Source organism: Anaerostipes sp. 494a (assembly GCF_001940315.1).
GTDB lineage: Bacteria > Bacillota > Clostridia > Lachnospirales > Lachnospiraceae > Anaerostipes > Anaerostipes faecalis.
Window position 1 is genome coordinate 1,380,000 of record NZ_MJIF01000001.1, and the last position, 16,547, is coordinate 1,396,546.

General features: G+C 38.5%; 17 protein-coding genes. All 17 read right to left on the minus strand.

Annotated features, from left to right (window positions below):
* Nucleotides 1-29: 29 nt before the first annotated feature.
* On the minus strand, nucleotides 30-989 hold the full coding sequence (locus BHF70_RS06920; RefSeq protein WP_075759558.1) for a carbohydrate kinase family protein: 960 nt from the start codon (nucleotides 987-989) through the stop codon (nucleotides 30-32).
* Nucleotides 989-1,828, minus strand: a complete 840-nt coding sequence (locus BHF70_RS06925; RefSeq protein WP_055258933.1) for a class II fructose-bisphosphate aldolase — start codon at nucleotides 1,826-1,828, stop codon at nucleotides 989-991. Before BHF70_RS06925 ends, BHF70_RS06920 begins: the two co-directional genes overlap by 1 nt.
* Nucleotides 1,829-1,857: 29 nt before the next feature.
* The gene (locus tag BHF70_RS06930) at nucleotides 1,858-2,913 is read right to left on the minus strand and encodes an NAD(P)-dependent alcohol dehydrogenase (protein WP_075759559.1); all 1,056 of its coding nucleotides are present in this window, start codon (nucleotides 2,911-2,913) and stop codon (nucleotides 1,858-1,860) included.
* 64 nt (nucleotides 2,914-2,977) lie between these two features.
* A complete protein-coding gene (locus BHF70_RS06935) occupies nucleotides 2,978-4,363 on the minus strand; it encodes an MFS transporter (RefSeq protein WP_075759560.1) in 1,386 nt (461 codons plus the stop codon).
* 73 nt (nucleotides 4,364-4,436) lie between these two features.
* Nucleotides 4,437-5,117, minus strand: a complete 681-nt coding sequence (locus BHF70_RS06940; protein WP_075759561.1) for a ribulose phosphate epimerase — start codon at nucleotides 5,115-5,117, stop codon at nucleotides 4,437-4,439.
* Between the two features lie 18 nt (nucleotides 5,118-5,135).
* On the minus strand, nucleotides 5,136-6,212 hold the full coding sequence (locus BHF70_RS06945) for a zinc-binding dehydrogenase (protein WP_075759562.1): 1,077 nt from the start codon (nucleotides 6,210-6,212) through the stop codon (nucleotides 5,136-5,138).
* A 396-nt stretch (nucleotides 6,213-6,608) separates the two neighbouring features.
* Nucleotides 6,609-7,190, minus strand: a complete 582-nt coding sequence (locus tag BHF70_RS06950; protein WP_075759563.1) for a xanthine phosphoribosyltransferase — start codon at nucleotides 7,188-7,190, stop codon at nucleotides 6,609-6,611.
* 59 nt (nucleotides 7,191-7,249) lie between these two features.
* Complete coding sequence (locus BHF70_RS06955) at nucleotides 7,250-7,852, minus strand: nucleotidyltransferase family protein (protein WP_075759564.1); 603 nt, start codon at nucleotides 7,850-7,852, stop codon at nucleotides 7,250-7,252.
* A complete protein-coding gene (locus tag BHF70_RS06960; RefSeq protein WP_075759565.1) occupies nucleotides 7,849-10,128 on the minus strand; it encodes a xanthine dehydrogenase family protein molybdopterin-binding subunit in 2,280 nt (759 codons plus the stop codon). The genes BHF70_RS06955 and BHF70_RS06960 overlap by 4 nt, the downstream gene beginning before the upstream one ends.
* Nucleotides 10,125-10,592 (minus strand): (2Fe-2S)-binding protein, encoded by a 468-nt coding sequence (locus BHF70_RS06965; RefSeq protein WP_075759566.1) that lies wholly within the window; start codon nucleotides 10,590-10,592, stop codon nucleotides 10,125-10,127. The genes BHF70_RS06960 and BHF70_RS06965 overlap by 4 nt, the downstream gene beginning before the upstream one ends.
* 2 nt (nucleotides 10,593-10,594) lie before the next feature.
* A complete protein-coding gene (locus BHF70_RS06970; RefSeq protein ID WP_075760549.1) occupies nucleotides 10,595-11,392 on the minus strand; it encodes an FAD binding domain-containing protein in 798 nt (265 codons plus the stop codon).
* A 109-nt stretch (nucleotides 11,393-11,501) separates the two neighbouring features.
* On the minus strand, nucleotides 11,502-12,089 hold the full coding sequence (pdxT, locus tag BHF70_RS06975; protein WP_075759567.1) for a pyridoxal 5'-phosphate synthase glutaminase subunit PdxT: 588 nt from the start codon (nucleotides 12,087-12,089) through the stop codon (nucleotides 11,502-11,504).
* 2 nt (nucleotides 12,090-12,091) lie between these two features.
* Nucleotides 12,092-12,967: a pyridoxal 5'-phosphate synthase lyase subunit PdxS gene (pdxS, locus tag BHF70_RS06980; RefSeq protein ID WP_075759568.1), complete on the minus strand. Its 876-nt coding sequence runs from the start codon at nucleotides 12,965-12,967 to the stop codon at nucleotides 12,092-12,094.
* Between the two features lie 12 nt (nucleotides 12,968-12,979).
* Nucleotides 12,980-14,116 carry a pyridoxal-phosphate-dependent aminotransferase family protein gene (locus BHF70_RS06985; protein WP_075759569.1) on the minus strand — a complete coding sequence of 379 codons (1,137 nt, stop codon included), beginning with the start codon at nucleotides 14,114-14,116 and terminating at the stop codon, nucleotides 12,980-12,982.
* Nucleotides 14,109-14,630, minus strand: coding sequence for an ECF transporter S component (locus tag BHF70_RS06990; RefSeq protein ID WP_230973616.1), 522 nt, complete (start codon nucleotides 14,628-14,630; stop codon nucleotides 14,109-14,111). The genes BHF70_RS06985 and BHF70_RS06990 overlap by 8 nt, the downstream gene beginning before the upstream one ends.
* 162 nt (nucleotides 14,631-14,792) lie before the next feature.
* The gene (locus tag BHF70_RS06995) at nucleotides 14,793-15,845 is read right to left on the minus strand and encodes a DUF3878 family protein (protein ID WP_075759571.1); all 1,053 of its coding nucleotides are present in this window, start codon (nucleotides 15,843-15,845) and stop codon (nucleotides 14,793-14,795) included.
* Between the two features lie 10 nt (nucleotides 15,846-15,855).
* Nucleotides 15,856-16,497 carry an endonuclease III domain-containing protein gene (locus BHF70_RS07000; protein ID WP_075759572.1) on the minus strand — a complete coding sequence of 214 codons (642 nt, stop codon included), beginning with the start codon at nucleotides 16,495-16,497 and terminating at the stop codon, nucleotides 15,856-15,858.
* Between the last annotated feature and the right edge of the window lie 50 nt (nucleotides 16,498-16,547).

Sequence of the window (16,547 nt, forward strand, 5' to 3'; positions counted from 1 at the left end):
TATTTTCCTTTCAGACCTAATTACTTAAACTACTCATAATCTTTCTTATACTGTTTCAGCATTTCTTCTACCATATCTCTGTTTTGAACACCGGAAGTTGCTCCAGGATGCTGCACAGCGATGGCTGCTGTACAGTTTGCATATTCTCCACAGCCTTTCAGGTCTTTTCCCTGAAGTAATGCTGCAATAAATCCAGATGCAAAGTTATCTCCGGCACCGATGGTATCAACCGCTGTGATTCCTTTACATGCAGGAACAATCATAACACCATCTTTATTGCGGATATAGCATCCACGCTTACCAATCTTCATGACTACATTTTTAATTCCATAGCTGAAAAGTTTGTCTGCGACTTTTGCTTCATCAGTTTCTCCTGTCATAAGACAGGCTTCCTCGAAATTAGGGAAGAAATAATCCACATAACTTAATGCTCCTGCGATATCATCCAATGTTTCTCCTAATCGAGGCATGATCATATCCGCTGTAATCGTCATTCCCTGTTCTTTGGCAAACTTGAAAATGACCTCCAATGTTTTTCCGTCTAATAAAGGACAATTAAAAATACTTGCTAATGATAAGATTTTTGCTTCCTTAATTTTCTCAAAATTAACATGTTCAATATTTTCTTTCCAGAGACTTCCATTACGATTAGTTATAAAGGTTCTCTCTCCATCCTCTGTTACAAGTCCAACATTAATTGATGTATCCAGAGCAGGATCAATTGTTACACCTTCTGTATCAATATTATCATTATCACAGGAACGTAAAATAAATGCTCCTGCTGCATCATCACCAATGGCAGCCATAAGTCCTGTCTTAAATCCTAAACGGCTAATGATGGTTGACTCATTCATTGCATCTCCCCCAACAGCCATTGCAATCTGATCAACAGGATATGACTCAATATCAAAGATTTCTCTTGATACCGGGCGCAGCGGAATATCAACAACCGCTGCACCCAGACATAAAACGTCTAATTTCTTTTCCACTATTCATCAGCCCTTCCGTCGTCACCGAACAATTTAATCTTGTACATTGCACGCTCTTTAACTGCCTGACGAACTGCACGTTCTACAGCTAAGAAAGGTTCATCTTTATGTTCATTGATTGCTTCCATAGCAGCCTGGCAAAGTTCTGTATGGATGTTGATCTTAGCGATACCGCACTGAATTGCTTTTTTGATATCTTCATCACCAATACCAGAAGCTCCATGAAGTACAAGTGGTACACTAACTTCTTTGTTAACAGCTTCGATGATATCGAATCTGATTTTTGGTTCAGCAGAGTAAACACCATGTACGTTTCCTACTGCTACTGCAAGAGAATCGCATCCTGTACGTTCTACGAAATCTTTTGCCTGAGAAGGATCTGTGTATGCATATTCAGCTAATGCTTCTTCATATACTGTTTCATTTCCTACATGTCCTAATTCAGCTTCTACTGGAATGTTGTATGCATGGAAGTAATCTACACATCTCTTGATCTCTGCAACGTTTTCTTCATATGGTAATGCAGATGCATCACGCATTACAGAGTTCATACAGTGATCTACAGCATTCTTTAAGATTGTCCAGTTACGGCCATGATCCCAATGTAAGATAACTGGTACTGTAGCTTTTTTCGCCATAGATTCCATCATATAGCAGAAATCTTCAAAAGAAGTATTTCCTGTAAATCCTGTACCAAAAGAAATAATAATCGGAGCGCGAAGTTCTTCCGCAGCATCGATAACACCCATTAACATTTCTGCATTCCATACATTGAAATGTGGAATTGCATAATGACCTTCACTTGCTTTCTGTTCCCAAAATCTAATATCTGCAATCATTTTCTTTCTCCTTTTCTTATTAAAACTGATTATTCAGCAACTTTTACAACACCTTTTACCATGTCAACTTTCTTTTCCGGATCGATTGCATCCATAAATGCCTGTTGAACATCTTTATAATCATACACATGTGTTACCATATCTTTTACGTTAAATTTACCACTTGCAATTGCCTCAATTGTCTGAGGGAAGTTATTGCAGTAACGGAAAGAAGTCTGAATTGTAACTTCTCTATTAATCTTCAGGAAATCAATTGGTACCGGTTTAGACTGTGTTCCAACCATCATGATTTTTCCACCACGAGCTACGATCTGTACTGCCTGATTTGCAGTAAATGTAGAACCAGCACATTCAAACACCAGCTCAACACCGTGATCTCCGAATAACTCTTCTGAACGTAATACTGCAACAGTATCTTCTTTTGCACCATTGATAGTTCTTGATGCTCCAAGTTCTCTTGCCAGATCCAGACGTTTGTCCATAACGTCTACAACAGTAATATCTGTAGCTCCAAGACTCTTACAAGCCTGAAGTACCATAAGACCAATAGTACCTGCACCAAGAATCACTATACTCTTGCCTAATCTTGCTTCACTAAGTATTGCTGCATGCATACCAACAGCTGCAGGTTCTACCAAAGCAGCTTCCATGGTAGACATACCTTCTGGAACATGATAAGTCCATTCTTCCGGATGTGTCATATACTGTGTTAAAGCACCTTTATAATTTGGCTGTGTTGCCATAAAGTCAACTCCCGGACAAATGTTGTAGCGTCCAGTACGGCAGTAGTCACATGTATTATCTGGAACACCTGGTTCAATTAAAACCTTATCTCCCGGTTTGAATTTTGTAACTTTTGCACCGACTTTTACAACTTCACCGGAAACTTCATGACCAAGTCCGATTTTCTGATTTGGATCTTTTGGAGGGATAAATGGACCAAATTCAAATCCATGAATATCAGATCCACACATTCCAACATATTCAACTTTCATAAGAATCTCATTATCTTTTGGTTCTGGAACCGGACACTCCTGAATTTCAAATTGTTTCGGAGTTACTAAAATTGCTTCCGAATTTTTCATGATCTTATACTTCCTTTCTACTATCTATAGATTCTTCTCCGGGAAATTCCCGGAGAAGCATTTGTTATTCTACATTACCGATATTTTCGACAGATTCTCCTCTTGTTTCTACACCAAATACGATAATGGATACTGCGATAATTGCTGCTACGATTGAGATTAAAACGAATACACCATTGGATCCCATTGAGCTGGCTGCCACATATGTAACTAAGAATGGGAAGAAGATGTTACTTACACGTCCCATAGCATTACAGAATCCTGAACCGGATAACTTGGCTGAAGTTGGCCACATTTCTGGTACATATACTGCTGATGCGTAGCATACATACATATAAATGAATGTATTTAATACGAATGTTGAAACAATCAGTGCTGTCATTGTTGTCTGTTTAGATGTAATAATTCCCATAACAGCCATAGCTACTAACAAAGCTACACCTGTGATTCGTCTAGGTACTTTATCCATATACAGGGATGCAAGGAAGATTCCAAATGGAGCACCAAACAATCCGAACATTGTCATAAACTGAGACTGTGATGTATCATATCCTAAAGAACTTAATAATGAAGGCATCCAGTTCATTAAAGTATACTGAATTGTATTCATACCGATTAATACTAAGGATCCACAAATTGTTCTCTTTAACAATTTACCCTTGAATAATGCTGAGTATGGTAAATTTTTAACTGCTGCAGGTTCTGTTTCTTCAATTGGAGGTAATGGTTTTCCTGTAGATGCTTCGATTTCCTTTTCAATCTCTGTCATAATAGCATCTGCTTCATCTACTCTACCCTGAGCTTCTAACCAACGTGGAGACTCTGGGTATTTGTTGTAAATAATGATACTTGCAATAATAGATAATACAGAAGGAATGATATACTGAATTCTCCAGTTCATATTCATGCTGACTCCTGTAGAAACAATCAGTAATGCAATACCATTACAAATTGGATGTGCAAAGTTTCCGATAAATGAGTTTCTTGAAGACCATACACCACGGTTCTTTCCTGGTACATATTCTGTAAATGCTGCAAATAATACTACTAATAATGCTCCTAATCCAAATCCCTGGATTAATCTGAACACATACAGAACAGTAACATTTGGAGCTGCTGCTCCACCGATCATAGCAATGATATGAATTACTTCATATAATAAAATAGATTTTTTACGACCGATCTTATCTCCGATTGGTCCACCAACCAATGCTCCGAACAGCTGACCAGCTGTATATGTAGTTCCCCACATAGCCAGAAGTTTAGAACCTGGTTCTAACCAGTGTAACTCATTTAATAATATATTCTGTACTGCTCCACCAATACCATTGGACCAGCAAACTAAAAGTGCAAATGCTGAAACCAGCCACATTTTTATATGCCATCCGGAATTTGGCAGACGATCCAGTCTTGCTCCGATATTGGCACCTTTTGTTGTTGTAGATGTCATAATTTTTCCTCTTTTCTTAAAATATTTTTTTCATTAAAATAGGTTTTCTTCTCTCATTAAAAATAGTTTTTTCTTATTTCAAAGCTTCAGAAAGCTCTTTTTCCATGATGTCCCATGCTTCTTCGAAATCATCAGATTTATTCCACAGTGCCGGCGGTCCTAAAACTACCATATCTGCACCTGCTTCATATAACGGACGATAAACATCTTTATTCATAGAGCCATCTGCTTCAATCAGAAAATCAAGTCCCTTTTCTTCACGTATTCTTACAAGTTCACGAATCTTGTCATATGTCTGAGTAATTACTTTCTGTCCTGAAATACCTGCATCAACGATCATGATCGTTACTTTATCAAGGAGCGGCAAATAATACTCGATTGTCTGCAATGGGACAGACGGATTGAGGGCGATTCCAGCTTTACATCCCAATGCTTTAATTTTATTTATTGTTACAAAGGCATCTCCTTCGATACAATCTGTATGTGGAGTTATATATGCCGCTCCTGCTTCTGCAAATACTTCCAGATAATCCTGGGGATGCTCAATCATTAAGTGAGCATCCATCGGTGTTTTTACTCTGTCTTTCAGAGCTGCCAGAAAATCTGGTCCAATTCCAAAACTTGGTACATAAACACCATCTTTAATATCCATATGAAGGAAATCAGATTTTTCATCAATAATTTTAATCTGTCTTTCCATATCGAACATATCACAGCACCCGACTGATGGGGCAATCATTAATTTTCTTTCCATAATGTCTCCTTACAAAACCTAGTCTTCAAAATCATAATGGAAGATAACTTTAATTGCTTCTTTTGCTGCCATGGCATCAAAACCTTTTTCATATTCAGAAAGGCCTAATCTATGTGTGATTAATGGTTTAACTTTGATCTGTCCGGATTCTAACAGGCGAATTGCATTTCTCCATGATGTAGAATCATAAGCCATATGTCCAATGAGGCTCTTGTTCCATGATGTGATATCGTTGATAGAGAATTCTAATGGTTTGAATCCCATACCTACGCGAACGATTTCTGCATTTGGTCTGGTCATTTCAATCGCCTGTTTTAAAGCGATATTAGCACCAGAACATTCAATAACTAATCCTAAGTTATCTCTTCCACAGATTTCTGTGCATCGTTTTACAACATCTTCTTTAGAACCATTGACAACATGAGTTGCACCTACTTCTAAAGCAACAGGGAAACGTGTTTCTACGTCTTCATCAAGACCAACCATAACAATGTTTACTGCTCCCATGATTTTTGCAATCTGTACTGAGAATAATCCAAGAGGACCTGTACCAAATACAACAACATCCTGTCCTGGTAATAAATGAGCCTGCTGTGCAACTGCTTTATAAGCATTACAAATAGGATCTAAAACTGCTGCTTCTTCATATTCCACACCTTCTGGAATTTCCCAGATTGCATGTTTATGAATTCTTAAAATTTCACCTGGGACTTTACAGTATTTAGAAAATCCACCGCCCCATGTATTGTTATCTAATCCGAGATTTACTTTTTCTTCACAGCAAAGGAAATCTCCCATTTCACAAGCCGGGCAAACACCACATACATGTGCGCTATTATCAGAAACAACTCTCTGTCCAACTTTCCAGTCTGTTACCTTTTCACCGACTTCAACAATTTCACCTGCAAATTCATGTCCACGGATAGAATTAAATTCATCAGAACCATTATCAACTCTCCAGTGTTTCATATCTGCACCACAAATGGCAGCTGCTTTAATTTTAATGATAATATCTTCTGGCCCACAAGTTGGTTCTGGAACATCTGCCATTGTGTAACCACCAAATTCCTTACCATATCTTACAATTGCCTTCATATTTTACCTCCAATATAATTGTTTAAAATACCTTTTCGTTTCTCCAACATCTTTATTCGAAAGCGCTTTCTTTATTTGATGTCTTTATTATAAACCCACTTTTTCTGTGAGTCAAACATTTTATGTCTGTTTTACAGATATTCATTAATTTTTCACAGATTTATTGTTTTGTTTTCTCGCATTTTGGAGATAAACACTTTTTATTTTTGTGCATATTTACTATAAACTTTTTGATTTTAAAGATTTTTATTTTTGATTTCAAGATTTTATACATTAATTTTTCTGTGTAATAAAAAAAGAAACCGGAACTCTGTGAAACATCACAAAATTCCAGTTTCCTGTTTTAATTTTATCCTGATTATTTTTCACTATGAATGTTTAAAATCGCTCTTATCCCTATTCATCTCCGCGGAATATAATTTCTCCGGTCTTTTCATCCATACTTTCCACAATTGCCAAAGATTCCAGATGTGTTCTCTGACGCAGTAAATCTCCTCCTGGCTGGAAACCTTTTTCAATAACAATTCCGGCTCCTACTAATTCTGCTCCTGAATCCTCTACCAGCTGTGCCAGCCCTTCCAGAGCTTTTCCATTTGCCATAAAATCATCGATCAAAAGGACTTTGTCCCCTTTCCCCAGAAATTCTTTGGCAACAATAATATCATATACTCTTCCATGAGTAAAAGATTCTACCTTGGTTGTATAAACGTCTCCGGCAATATTCTTTGTCTGAGTTTTCTTTGCAAATACAACCGGTACATCAAATACTTCTGCAACAACACAGGCAATACCTATCCCTGAAGCTTCAATTGTGAGAATCTTTGTAATCTCTTCACTTTCAAAACGACGCTTGAATTCCTTGCCTATCTCTCGAAATAACTTTACATCCATCTGATGATTCAGGAAACTATCTACTTTCAGGACATTTCCTTCTTTCACCTTACCATCCTTGCGGATTCTGTCTTTTAATAACTGCATCCCACAGCCTCCATGCTCTCTCATAATTTTATATTTTTTTGTTTATAATTGTTTTTATTTTACCTATTTTCATCAATGATTTCAAGTGTTCCATGCACTTCTTCCAGATAATCAAAATCTTTTAATTCCAGGGCATTTAAAACAGGATATGTTTCCACCTTATGTTTATATTTCATAAGAATTTTCTTTCCGCCCTGATCTCCCTTTAATTCCTTCAGTTCCTTAAAATATTTTCTGGAAAACCATACGGGATTTCCTAAATCCTCCTGAAAAGAAACACAACCGAGATTACTCTCTTTCCGTTCCATATAACTTAGAAATTCTTCTGCTGTTTTTTCCGTAAAATATGGTTGATCGGCTACATAAAACGCACACGCATCAGAAGAATCTGCCGCAGAAACTCCCGCCTTTATAGTCCAGGAAATTCCTTTTACACTATCTGGGCAATATATGGTTTTTAACGGCCATTTCTCCAGTTCTCTTAATATTTCTTTATGCTGACTGACTACGATGATCTGCCAGTCAGAATGTCTGCTGCATATGCGAACAAGCTTGTCCAGCAAATGCTGATACATTGGTTTTCCCAAAAAAGGATATAACAGTTTATTGGAACCAAATCTTCGGCTGTTTCCAGACGCCAGATAAATAATACTTACTTTCATTCCTTTTCCAAAAGACCCATGGCTATTTTCTCACTGGTAATCGGCAGTTCACGGAACCATACTCCTGTAGCATTAAATATTGCATGAGCAAGTGCTGGCGACGGAGTATTAATAACAATTTCACCAATGGATTTTGCACCAAACGGTCCTGTTTCCTCATAACTGCTTTCAAATTCCACACGAAGTTTTCCCATATCCATTCTGGTAGGAATCTTATACTGCATGAAAGAGTTATTCTTCATCTGACCTTTTTCTGTATAGGTGATATCTTCATACAAAGCCATTCCAATTCCCTGTACAAGACCGCCTTCCACCTGGACTTTTGCAAGATTTGGATTTATCGGTGTTCCACAGTCTACCACAGCTACATAATCCAGGATTTCAACGTGCCCGGTTTCCTTATCCAGCTCAATTTCAACCATTCCAACCATAAAAGGCGGCGGTGAAACAGGAGAACTGTGACTTTCTGTTACCTGTAATGCTTCATTATTTCCACACATGGAAGCTGTTGCAATATCTACCAGAGATATTTCCTTTCCGCTTTCCGGATGAAAAACCTTTTTGCCGTCAAATTCCAATTGTCCTGCAGGAATTTCCAATTTCTCACCTGCCAGATTCAAAATTTTCTGTTCCAGTTTCTGACATGCAATCTCTACTGCCTTTCCAGTAACATACATAGTACTGGATGCATAAGATCCAGAATCATATGGAGACGTATCTGTATCTGCTCCACACACGATAATATCATCCGTAGAACAGTTTAAACACTCTGCTGCCACCTGAGCAAGAGTAGTATCACATCCTGTCCCCATATCAGCTGCTGCTATTGATAATGTATATATACCATCATCATTTATCTTAATAGTTGCAGATCCTACATCCACTGCTGATATACCAGAGCCCTGCATAGCCATGGAAACACCTACACTTCTAACTTTATCATTTCCCATATCTTTTGACGGATATTTTTCATTCCAGTCAATCATCTGCTTAGCACGTTCCATACAGCGATCCAACGCACAGCTATTTGTTTTTTCTCCATAATAAGCCGGCATAATCTGACCTTCTCTGACCATGTTCATTTCTCTTAATCGAACCGGATCCATTCCCAGTTTTGCTGCAAGTTCACTGACGGCAGATTCCACTGCAAAAATCCCCTGGGTAGCCCCATATCCACGATATGCACCTGCAGACATGGTATTAGTATAAACCACATCATAGGAAAATCTGTGAGCTTCCAGATTTCCATACAGAGGAATGGATTTATGTCCGGACAAGCCAACCGTTGTTGGTCCATGCTCTCCATAAGCTCCCGTATTGGACAATGTATATAAATCGATGGCTCTGATATGCCCATCTTTATTTGCACCAACCTTTACTTTTACTTCCATCTCATGCCTTGGACTGGATGCAATCTGAGATTCTTCTCTTGTAAAGATCATTTTTGATGGTTTTCCTGTCTTCCATGTTACAAATGCAGGAAATACTTCTGCTACAACGGTCTGTTTTGCGCCAAATCCTCCTCCGATTCTCGGTTTCGATACACGAATTTTAGATTTTGGAATTCCAAGAGCATTGGATAATATTCTGCGGGCATGAAATACAATCTGCGTAGAACTTAATACATTCAGTCTTCCATATTCATCCATATAACAATATGTGCGGAACGTTTCCATCATTGCCTGCTGATTTGCCTTTGTATGATAGGTCTGTTCTACCACCACATCACAATCAGCCAGCACCGCCTGAACATCTCCATCATGACTCTCTCCACAGGCACACAAATTTCGTTTATTATCTGCACCTACCGGACAAAGTGCTTTCCAGTCATCTTCAGGATGCACCAGCGGCTCCTGATCTTTCGCCTTATGCAGATCTAATACAGCTGGAAGGATCTCATAATCTACACGAATCAGTTTTAATGCCTTATCCACACAGCTTTCATCTTTTCCGGCAACAATAGCCACAGGATCTCCTACATAACGAACATGACGATCTAAAATAAGCCTGTCATAAGGACTTGGTTCCGGATAAGTCTGACCTGCCATGGTGAATCTTTCTTTTGGAACATCTTCCCATGTATAAACAGCTTCTATTCCAGGAATTTTTTTTGCAAAATCTGTTGAGATATTCCGAACAATTGCATTTGCATGAGGGCTTCGCAATACTTTTACAATCAGACAATCTTTTGGAACTTTATCATCTACAAAGACCGGCTTTCCTGTAACCAGCGCCATGGCGTCTTTTTTCATGATCGGCTGATTTACTGTTTTCATAAAGCACCTCCCTTTTTCTTATATTCTAAAAAGTCCATTATTCCTCTTAACTGACCTTCATATCCAGAGCATCTGCATAAATTTCCTTCCAGATATTCTTTGATTTCTTCTTCCGACGGATCTGGATTTTCACGGAACAAAGCAATCGCATTCATAATCATACCAGGATTACAAAATCCACACTGTTCTGCACCCTGATTTGCTATAAATGTCCCAAACTCCCTGGCTTCCTCCTGAAGTCCTTCTAAAGTGTCGACTTTACATCCATCTGCCCGTGCAGCCAGAAGTGAACATGACAATACCGGCTGATCATTTAAAAATACTGTACAAAGTCCACAATTGGATGTTTCACATCCTCTTTTTACACTATAACAGCCATGCTCTCTTATAAAATCAATGAGCAGCATATCAGGATGAATTTCCGCTTCTGTTCTTTTCCCATTTAATATGACTGAAATCTTCATATCTATTCTCCGCTCCTTTCATCCAGCAGTTGTTTTAAACCTCGTCTGATCAAAACCTCTGCCAGACGCTTTCGATAATCTGCTCCGGCACGCATATTGCTTCCGTAAACGGTCTCCTCTGCTGTCTTTCCTGCCAGTTTTTCCAATCCATCACATTCCATGATATCTTTCCAGTTTTCCGGGAGACTAAGTTTCACTGCCCGCCCAGGTCTGGCTCCCAATACAACATGACACTGCTCTTCTTCCATAGATATAGCACAAGTCAGTACAGGAAAATCTGTTTTTGTATTCCGATAAGAAAGATATACACAGGAAAGTGGCTTTTTCTTCACAATGATCCTTACTAAGATATCATTATTACACTTCTGTTGTGCAAATTCCTGCAAAGATATTATTCCTCCATGATATAATTCCACATAGCTGTCAAAGGCAAGAAAACATGTCAGGACATCTGAAAAACCAAATCTTCCAAAAATACTTCCTCCAACTGTTGCCAGGTTACGAAACTGCACTCCCACAATACTTCGAACACATTCTTTTACAGCACCATGGCTCCACTGGTTCAATCCCTGATGAATCTCAATCTGCCGAAGAGTAACCATTGCCCCAATGGAAAATTCATCCTCTGTCTCTTCAATCTGATCCAGTCCAAGTCCTGATAAATCTACTGCTTTTTGTACCGTCCGATTACTCATCTTAAGCCAAAGCATTCCCCCAAGTATACAGGTACTCTTCTTTTGATTCAGCTCATATGCCTGTTCAAGACTCTGTGCCTTAACATATTCCTTGATTTTTAACATACCGTTTCCTTTCATTCCCACATAGCCGAAAAAAGAAGTACTTAAAAAAGTACTTCTCCCTCTCAGTTCTTATGAAATAATTTTACTATATGACACATTTATTGTCAATTTATGCGATGTTATTTACCACTGAATTTTCAACCATTTCCAGAAAATACCGATGAACCGTCAGATCCTTTGAAAGTTCCGGATGAAATGCAGTTACCAGCTGATTTCCCTGCTGTGCTGCTACAATATGTCTATCAACTTCCGCAAGAACCTTTGTATCTGATCCTGTTTCTTCTATATAAGGTGCCCGGATAAAAGTCATAGGAATTTCTCCGGAATCTCCAAAAGAAGCTTCTGTATAAAAACTTCCCAGCTGTCTTCCATATGCATTCCGAACAGCCTGAATATCCATAGTTGCCAAATGCATTCGACTATCATTGTCAATCTTTTTTGCCAAAAGCAGCAGCCCTGCACATGTTCCAAATACAGGAAGCCCTTCTTCGATTTTTTCTTTGATCAGATCATACAGATCCAGTTCTCTAAGCAGCTTTCCAATGACAGTACTTTCTCCTCCAGGAATAATCAGTCCATCCATCGGAGTTTCCAGATCTTTCTTCTGGCGAATTTCAAAAGCTTCTGCTCCAAGCTGTTCCACCATCTGTTCATGTTCAATAAAAGCTCCCTGTAATGCCAGTACACCAATCCGCATGACTATTTCCCTCTTTCTGCCATTAAAAGTTCAATTTCCTGCTCATTGATTCCTACCATTGCTTCTCCCAGATCTTTAGACAGTTCTGCAAGAAGTTTTGCATCTGTATAATTTGTTACTGCCTGAACAATTGCTGCTGCACGTTTTTCAGGATTTCCGGATTTAAAAATTCCAGAACCAACAAATACACCTTCTGCTCCAAGCTGCATCATCAACGCTGCATCTGCAGGAGTTGCAACTCCACCTGCTGCAAAATTTACAACCGGAAGTTTCTTGTTTTCATGAACATACTGAACCAGATCGTATGGAACCTGAAGTTCTTTTGCTGCATCAAATAATTCATCTTCTGCCATAGATGCAATTCTTCGAATCTCAGACTGCATCATACGCATATGACGAACTGCCTGAACCACATCTCCAGTTCCTGGTTCTCCTTTTGTTCTAATCATTGCTGCACCTTCATTAATTCTTCTCAGTGCTTCTCCCAGATCTTTCGCTCCACACACAAAAGGTACATCAAATGCAGTTTTATCAATATGATATTTATCATCTGCCGGTGATAATACTTCACTTTCATCAATATAGTCAATTTCTATTGCCTGCAGAATCTGAGCTTCTGCAAAATGTCCAATTCTGCATTTTGCCATAACAGGGATAGAAACTGCTTCCTGAATTCCCTGAATCATCTTTGGATCACTCATACGAGATACTCCACCTGCGGCACGGATATCAGCCGGAATACGTTCCAGTGCCATAACTGCACATGCTCCTGCTTCTTCCGCAATTTTTGCCTGTTCCGGTGTAGTAACATCCATGATTACTCCACCCTTTAACATCTGTGCCAGATTTTTATTTAGCTCAAATCTATCATTCTTCATAATTATAATCTCCTATTTTGTGTATAAATATTCTGTAAATTTTTCAAGTAGCCCTGCTGTCATTTTAAATCCAAGCGCCGTTAATGTTTCTTCCAGTGCTGCCATTACCGCTATCATATCCGGTATATTGGCACTTGCACCCATATGTCCGATTCGGATAACTTTTCCTTCCAGCTCCCCAAAAGAACCAGCAAGCATAATCCCATGCTTCTCAGTCATTCGATTCAAAATATCTTCTGCCTTGATTCCATCTGGTACATCAAACACAGTAACTGTATCAGAGTAACCACTTTCCAGATGAAGTTTAAGTCCGGCTTCCTTCAATGCCTCTCTTGATGCCACGGCAATCTTATGGTGACGGTCATATAAGTCCGAATCATTTTTAATATTCTCCATAGCCGCGCCAAGACCATATATGTCACTGATTGGCATGGTATATGGAAACCAGAGATTTTTATAGTAATCTTTAAAAATCGTCAAATTGCAGTAAAAAGATGCAATCGATGTTTTTCTGTTCTCCATAGCCTTCTTTGCAGTCTCACTTATGGTTACAAAAGTCAAACCCGGAGGTGCTGAAACTGCTTTCTGTGATCCTCCACATAAAAGATCAATTTGAGCTTCATCAACATTCACCTTGTTTCCAAACATTCCAGATACGGAATCTACAACTGTCATAATTCCATAGGATTTCAGCAATGGACAAATCTTATGTATGTCATTTAACATTCCGCTTGGGGTGTCACAATGAACCACTGTTGCATATTTAAAATCGTGATGGTCTTTCAAATATTCTTCCAGTTTTTCCACATCAATTTCATTTAAATAATCAGTTGTATACAACGTTGGTTCTCCGCCATACATAGATACAAAATCAGCAAATCCTTTTCCATAAATTCCATTATCAAGAACCAGAACTTTATCTCCCGGTTCCGTCATAGATGCACATGCCGCCTCAAGTCCAAGAATTCCCTCTCCACTTAAAATGATAGTTTCATTTTCAGTATGAAGCAGTTCACTGATCATTTCACATATTTTCTTATATTCATCAAAGAAAACAGGATCCAGATCAGCATTTGTCGTAGAACGGCTTCTTGCCAGGCGAACATTTTCCGGTACCTGTACCGGACCAGGTGTCATGATTTTATACATGTGCTGCCTCCATTCTGTTAACAGCAATCTCTACAGGACGAACAACAATAAGTACAACAACTGCTGCAACTACAATCTGAACAACGTTTCCAGGAATTGATGCTACAGGAGCTACCCAGTTACCATAAATGATAATTTCAGCAATATAATATCCGACAATTTTAATAATCAGTGCCAAAACTAAAGATATAACTTTCCAAGAATATTCTTTGTGCTTTTCGCTGATTGCACCAACAACATATCCCATAACACCAACGATGACAAAAGTAAACGGTGCCCATGCAGTCCATCCGGATAACAGGTCAAACAATCCCATACCAATTCCTCCGGCCAGCATTCCTGTTTTTCTTCCAAATAACATTGCCATTAAAAACAATGGTACATTTCCAAGATGGATTAAACCTCCATTTGCTGCAATAGGCAGTCTAACGTTTACAAAAGCTGTAAATACATAAGTTAACGCTATTGCCATCCCAGTAACTGCTAAAAACTGGATTTTCTCTTTCTGATTCATTTTTATACCCTCTTTCATTTTTCTTGTTAATTTAAGTGCACTTTGACTTTGTGCTTATTAATGTAATAAATGTTTGGCATATTTGAAACATCCAGTTTTTATAAATTTAATGGTGCCAGTTTTGTTTTTTCTTCTCAACTATTCGTTTTTCCTAGTAAATCACTAGATTTTTTCTGGATTTTTTATCCACCCTTTTCTTCCTGGTCCTTTGAAAAATCCACTGTTAAATCCTGCATTTCCTCTATTACATTCAGATACCATCAGCTGTATCCTGAATGTAAAATCATCCCAGTCTAATATAGTAAAAGGATGCTCTTCCGTTGCAAGAATCGTTGTAATTCCTTTTCTATATAATGGATATTCTCCTTTATAACCCTTTCTCTTCAGCTTCAGATCCAGATTTTCCCGTTTACTTTGAATCTGCTGATTCATTCTTTCTCCATAGTCCCGTTTAGGATAAGCAGATGATGCTGCCTGGATTTTTTCATAAATGCAATGGTACAGCGGCTCTCTTTTTGGTGAAAGCATTTTTTTAGACAAAAAATTTTCTATCTTCCTAAAAGGAAACATCCTGTACACCTTAAGTAATTTTACAAATTCCATGTCTCCAGCCTCCAAAGCAAGCCGTTCCATACATGTTATACCTTCATAGGTTGCAGGATATCTGTCATCCAGAGGTTCTCTGATTGGTGACCAGTGACGAAACGGTGCAAATTCTATCAGCCCCATAAGTTCCTTTTCCAGCGAATTACATACATCATCTCCAAGATACTCATATTTCTCATATATGGTACCTACCATATAGACCAGCTGCCTCCATTGCTCCTGCCCTTTTACCCAGAAATGTCCTATTTCATGGTACTGGTAACATTTCAGAATCTGATGGATTTCTTCAAACCATATGGTACATACATTCTCTGTTCCCTGATAAAGGATCAGTACATATCTCCCCTTTTCTTTGATCAGCTGTGCCTGCAGCTCCTCCTTATAATCCGATAGAAATTCCCCTGACATTCCTGCGTTTTCTAAAACTAAATAACATTCCAGCGCATCATTCATCATATAGGGAATATATATACCAGAAGAATCATTTTTATTGGTACATAATTCCAGTACCTGATACTTTATAATTTCCGCCAGTCTAAAAAACTCCGGAGACATATCTGGCTCCAGTCCTGCTAGATATTTTTCTAATTCTTCCCAATCTTTGTTCATAAATTTCCTTTTATTCCTCTACTCCGTTTTTTTCACAGATATCCTGAAGACAGCACTGATCACAATGTGGTTTTGTCCGCGCTGTACAGATATCCCTGCCATGATAAACCAGACGATGGCAGAAATCACTGCCTTCTTCTGGAGGAATAATATCCCATAATGCCATTTCAACCTTTTTAGGTTCTTTTATCCCATCTACTAGTCCTATACGATTCACAAGACGTATGCAATGAGTATCTGTAACGATTGCCGGTTCTCCAAATACATTCCCCATAATCAGATTTGCACTTTTCCTTCCAACCCCCGGAAGTTTCAGCAGAGATTTAAAATCCGTTGGTATATTCCCGCCATATTCATCCCGTAATATTCTCATACATTTGCTGATATCTCTTGCTTTACTTTTACCTAGACCACATGGTCTGACAATCTCTTCAATATCCTCTGGTTCCGCTGCAGCCAAAGCTTCCACATCCGGGTATTTTTCATAAAGATCTTCTACCACCACATTAACTCTGGCATCAGTACATTGAGCTGCCAGCCTTACACTGACCAGAAGCTTCCATGCCTGATCATAATCCAGAGTACATCCGGCATCCGGATATTCTTTTTTCAAACGATCAATAACTTCCAATGCTAATTCTTCTTTTGTCATAACCAACAATTCCTCTCTATTCCTTTTAAAACAACAAAGCGGACAAGTCC

What these genes read in the sequence shown, in the direction of transcription:
- BHF70_RS06925 (WP_055258933.1), bottom strand. Translation starts at nt 1,828, where the DNA reads ATGATTGCAGATATTAGATTTTGGGAACAGAAAGCAAGTGAAGGTCAT.
- BHF70_RS06930 (WP_075759559.1), bottom strand. Translation starts at nt 2,913, where the DNA reads ATGAAAAATTCGGAAGCAATTTTAGTAACTCCGAAACAATTTGAAATT.
- BHF70_RS06935 (WP_075759560.1), bottom strand. Translation starts at nt 4,363, where the DNA reads ATGACATCTACAACAACAAAAGGTGCCAATATCGGAGCAAGACTGGAT.
- BHF70_RS06940 (WP_075759561.1), bottom strand. Translation starts at nt 5,117, where the DNA reads ATGGAAAGAAAATTAATGATTGCCCCATCAGTCGGGTGCTGTGATATG.
- BHF70_RS06945 (WP_075759562.1), bottom strand. Translation starts at nt 6,212, where the DNA reads ATGAAGGCAATTGTAAGATATGGTAAGGAATTTGGTGGTTACACAATG.
- BHF70_RS06950 (WP_075759563.1), bottom strand. Translation starts at nt 7,190, where the DNA reads ATGCAGTTATTAAAAGACAGAATCCGCAAGGATGGTAAGGTGAAAGAA.
- BHF70_RS06955 (WP_075759564.1), bottom strand. Translation starts at nt 7,852, where the DNA reads ATGAAAGTAAGTATTATTTATCTGGCGTCTGGAAACAGCCGAAGATTT.
- BHF70_RS06960 (WP_075759565.1), bottom strand. Translation starts at nt 10,128, where the DNA reads ATGAAAACAGTAAATCAGCCGATCATGAAAAAAGACGCCATGGCGCTG.
- BHF70_RS06965 (WP_075759566.1), bottom strand. Translation starts at nt 10,592, where the DNA reads ATGAAGATTTCAGTCATATTAAATGGGAAAAGAACAGAAGCGGAAATT.
- BHF70_RS06970 (WP_075760549.1), bottom strand. Translation starts at nt 11,392, where the DNA reads ATGTTAAAAATCAAGGAATATGTTAAGGCACAGAGTCTTGAACAGGCA.
- pdxT (WP_075759567.1), bottom strand. Translation starts at nt 12,089, where the DNA reads ATGCGGATTGGTGTACTGGCATTACAGGGAGCTTTTATTGAACATGAA.
- pdxS (WP_075759568.1), bottom strand. Translation starts at nt 12,967, where the DNA reads ATGAAGAATGATAGATTTGAGCTAAATAAAAATCTGGCACAGATGTTA.
- BHF70_RS06985 (WP_075759569.1), bottom strand. Translation starts at nt 14,116, where the DNA reads ATGTATAAAATCATGACACCTGGTCCGGTACAGGTACCGGAAAATGTT.
- BHF70_RS06990 (WP_230973616.1), bottom strand. Translation starts at nt 14,630, where the DNA reads ATGAATCAGAAAGAGAAAATCCAGTTTTTAGCAGTTACTGGGATGGCA.
- BHF70_RS06995 (WP_075759571.1), bottom strand. Translation starts at nt 15,845, where the DNA reads ATGAACAAAGATTGGGAAGAATTAGAAAAATATCTAGCAGGACTGGAG.
- BHF70_RS07000 (WP_075759572.1), bottom strand. Translation starts at nt 16,497, where the DNA reads ATGACAAAAGAAGAATTAGCATTGGAAGTTATTGATCGTTTGAAAAAA.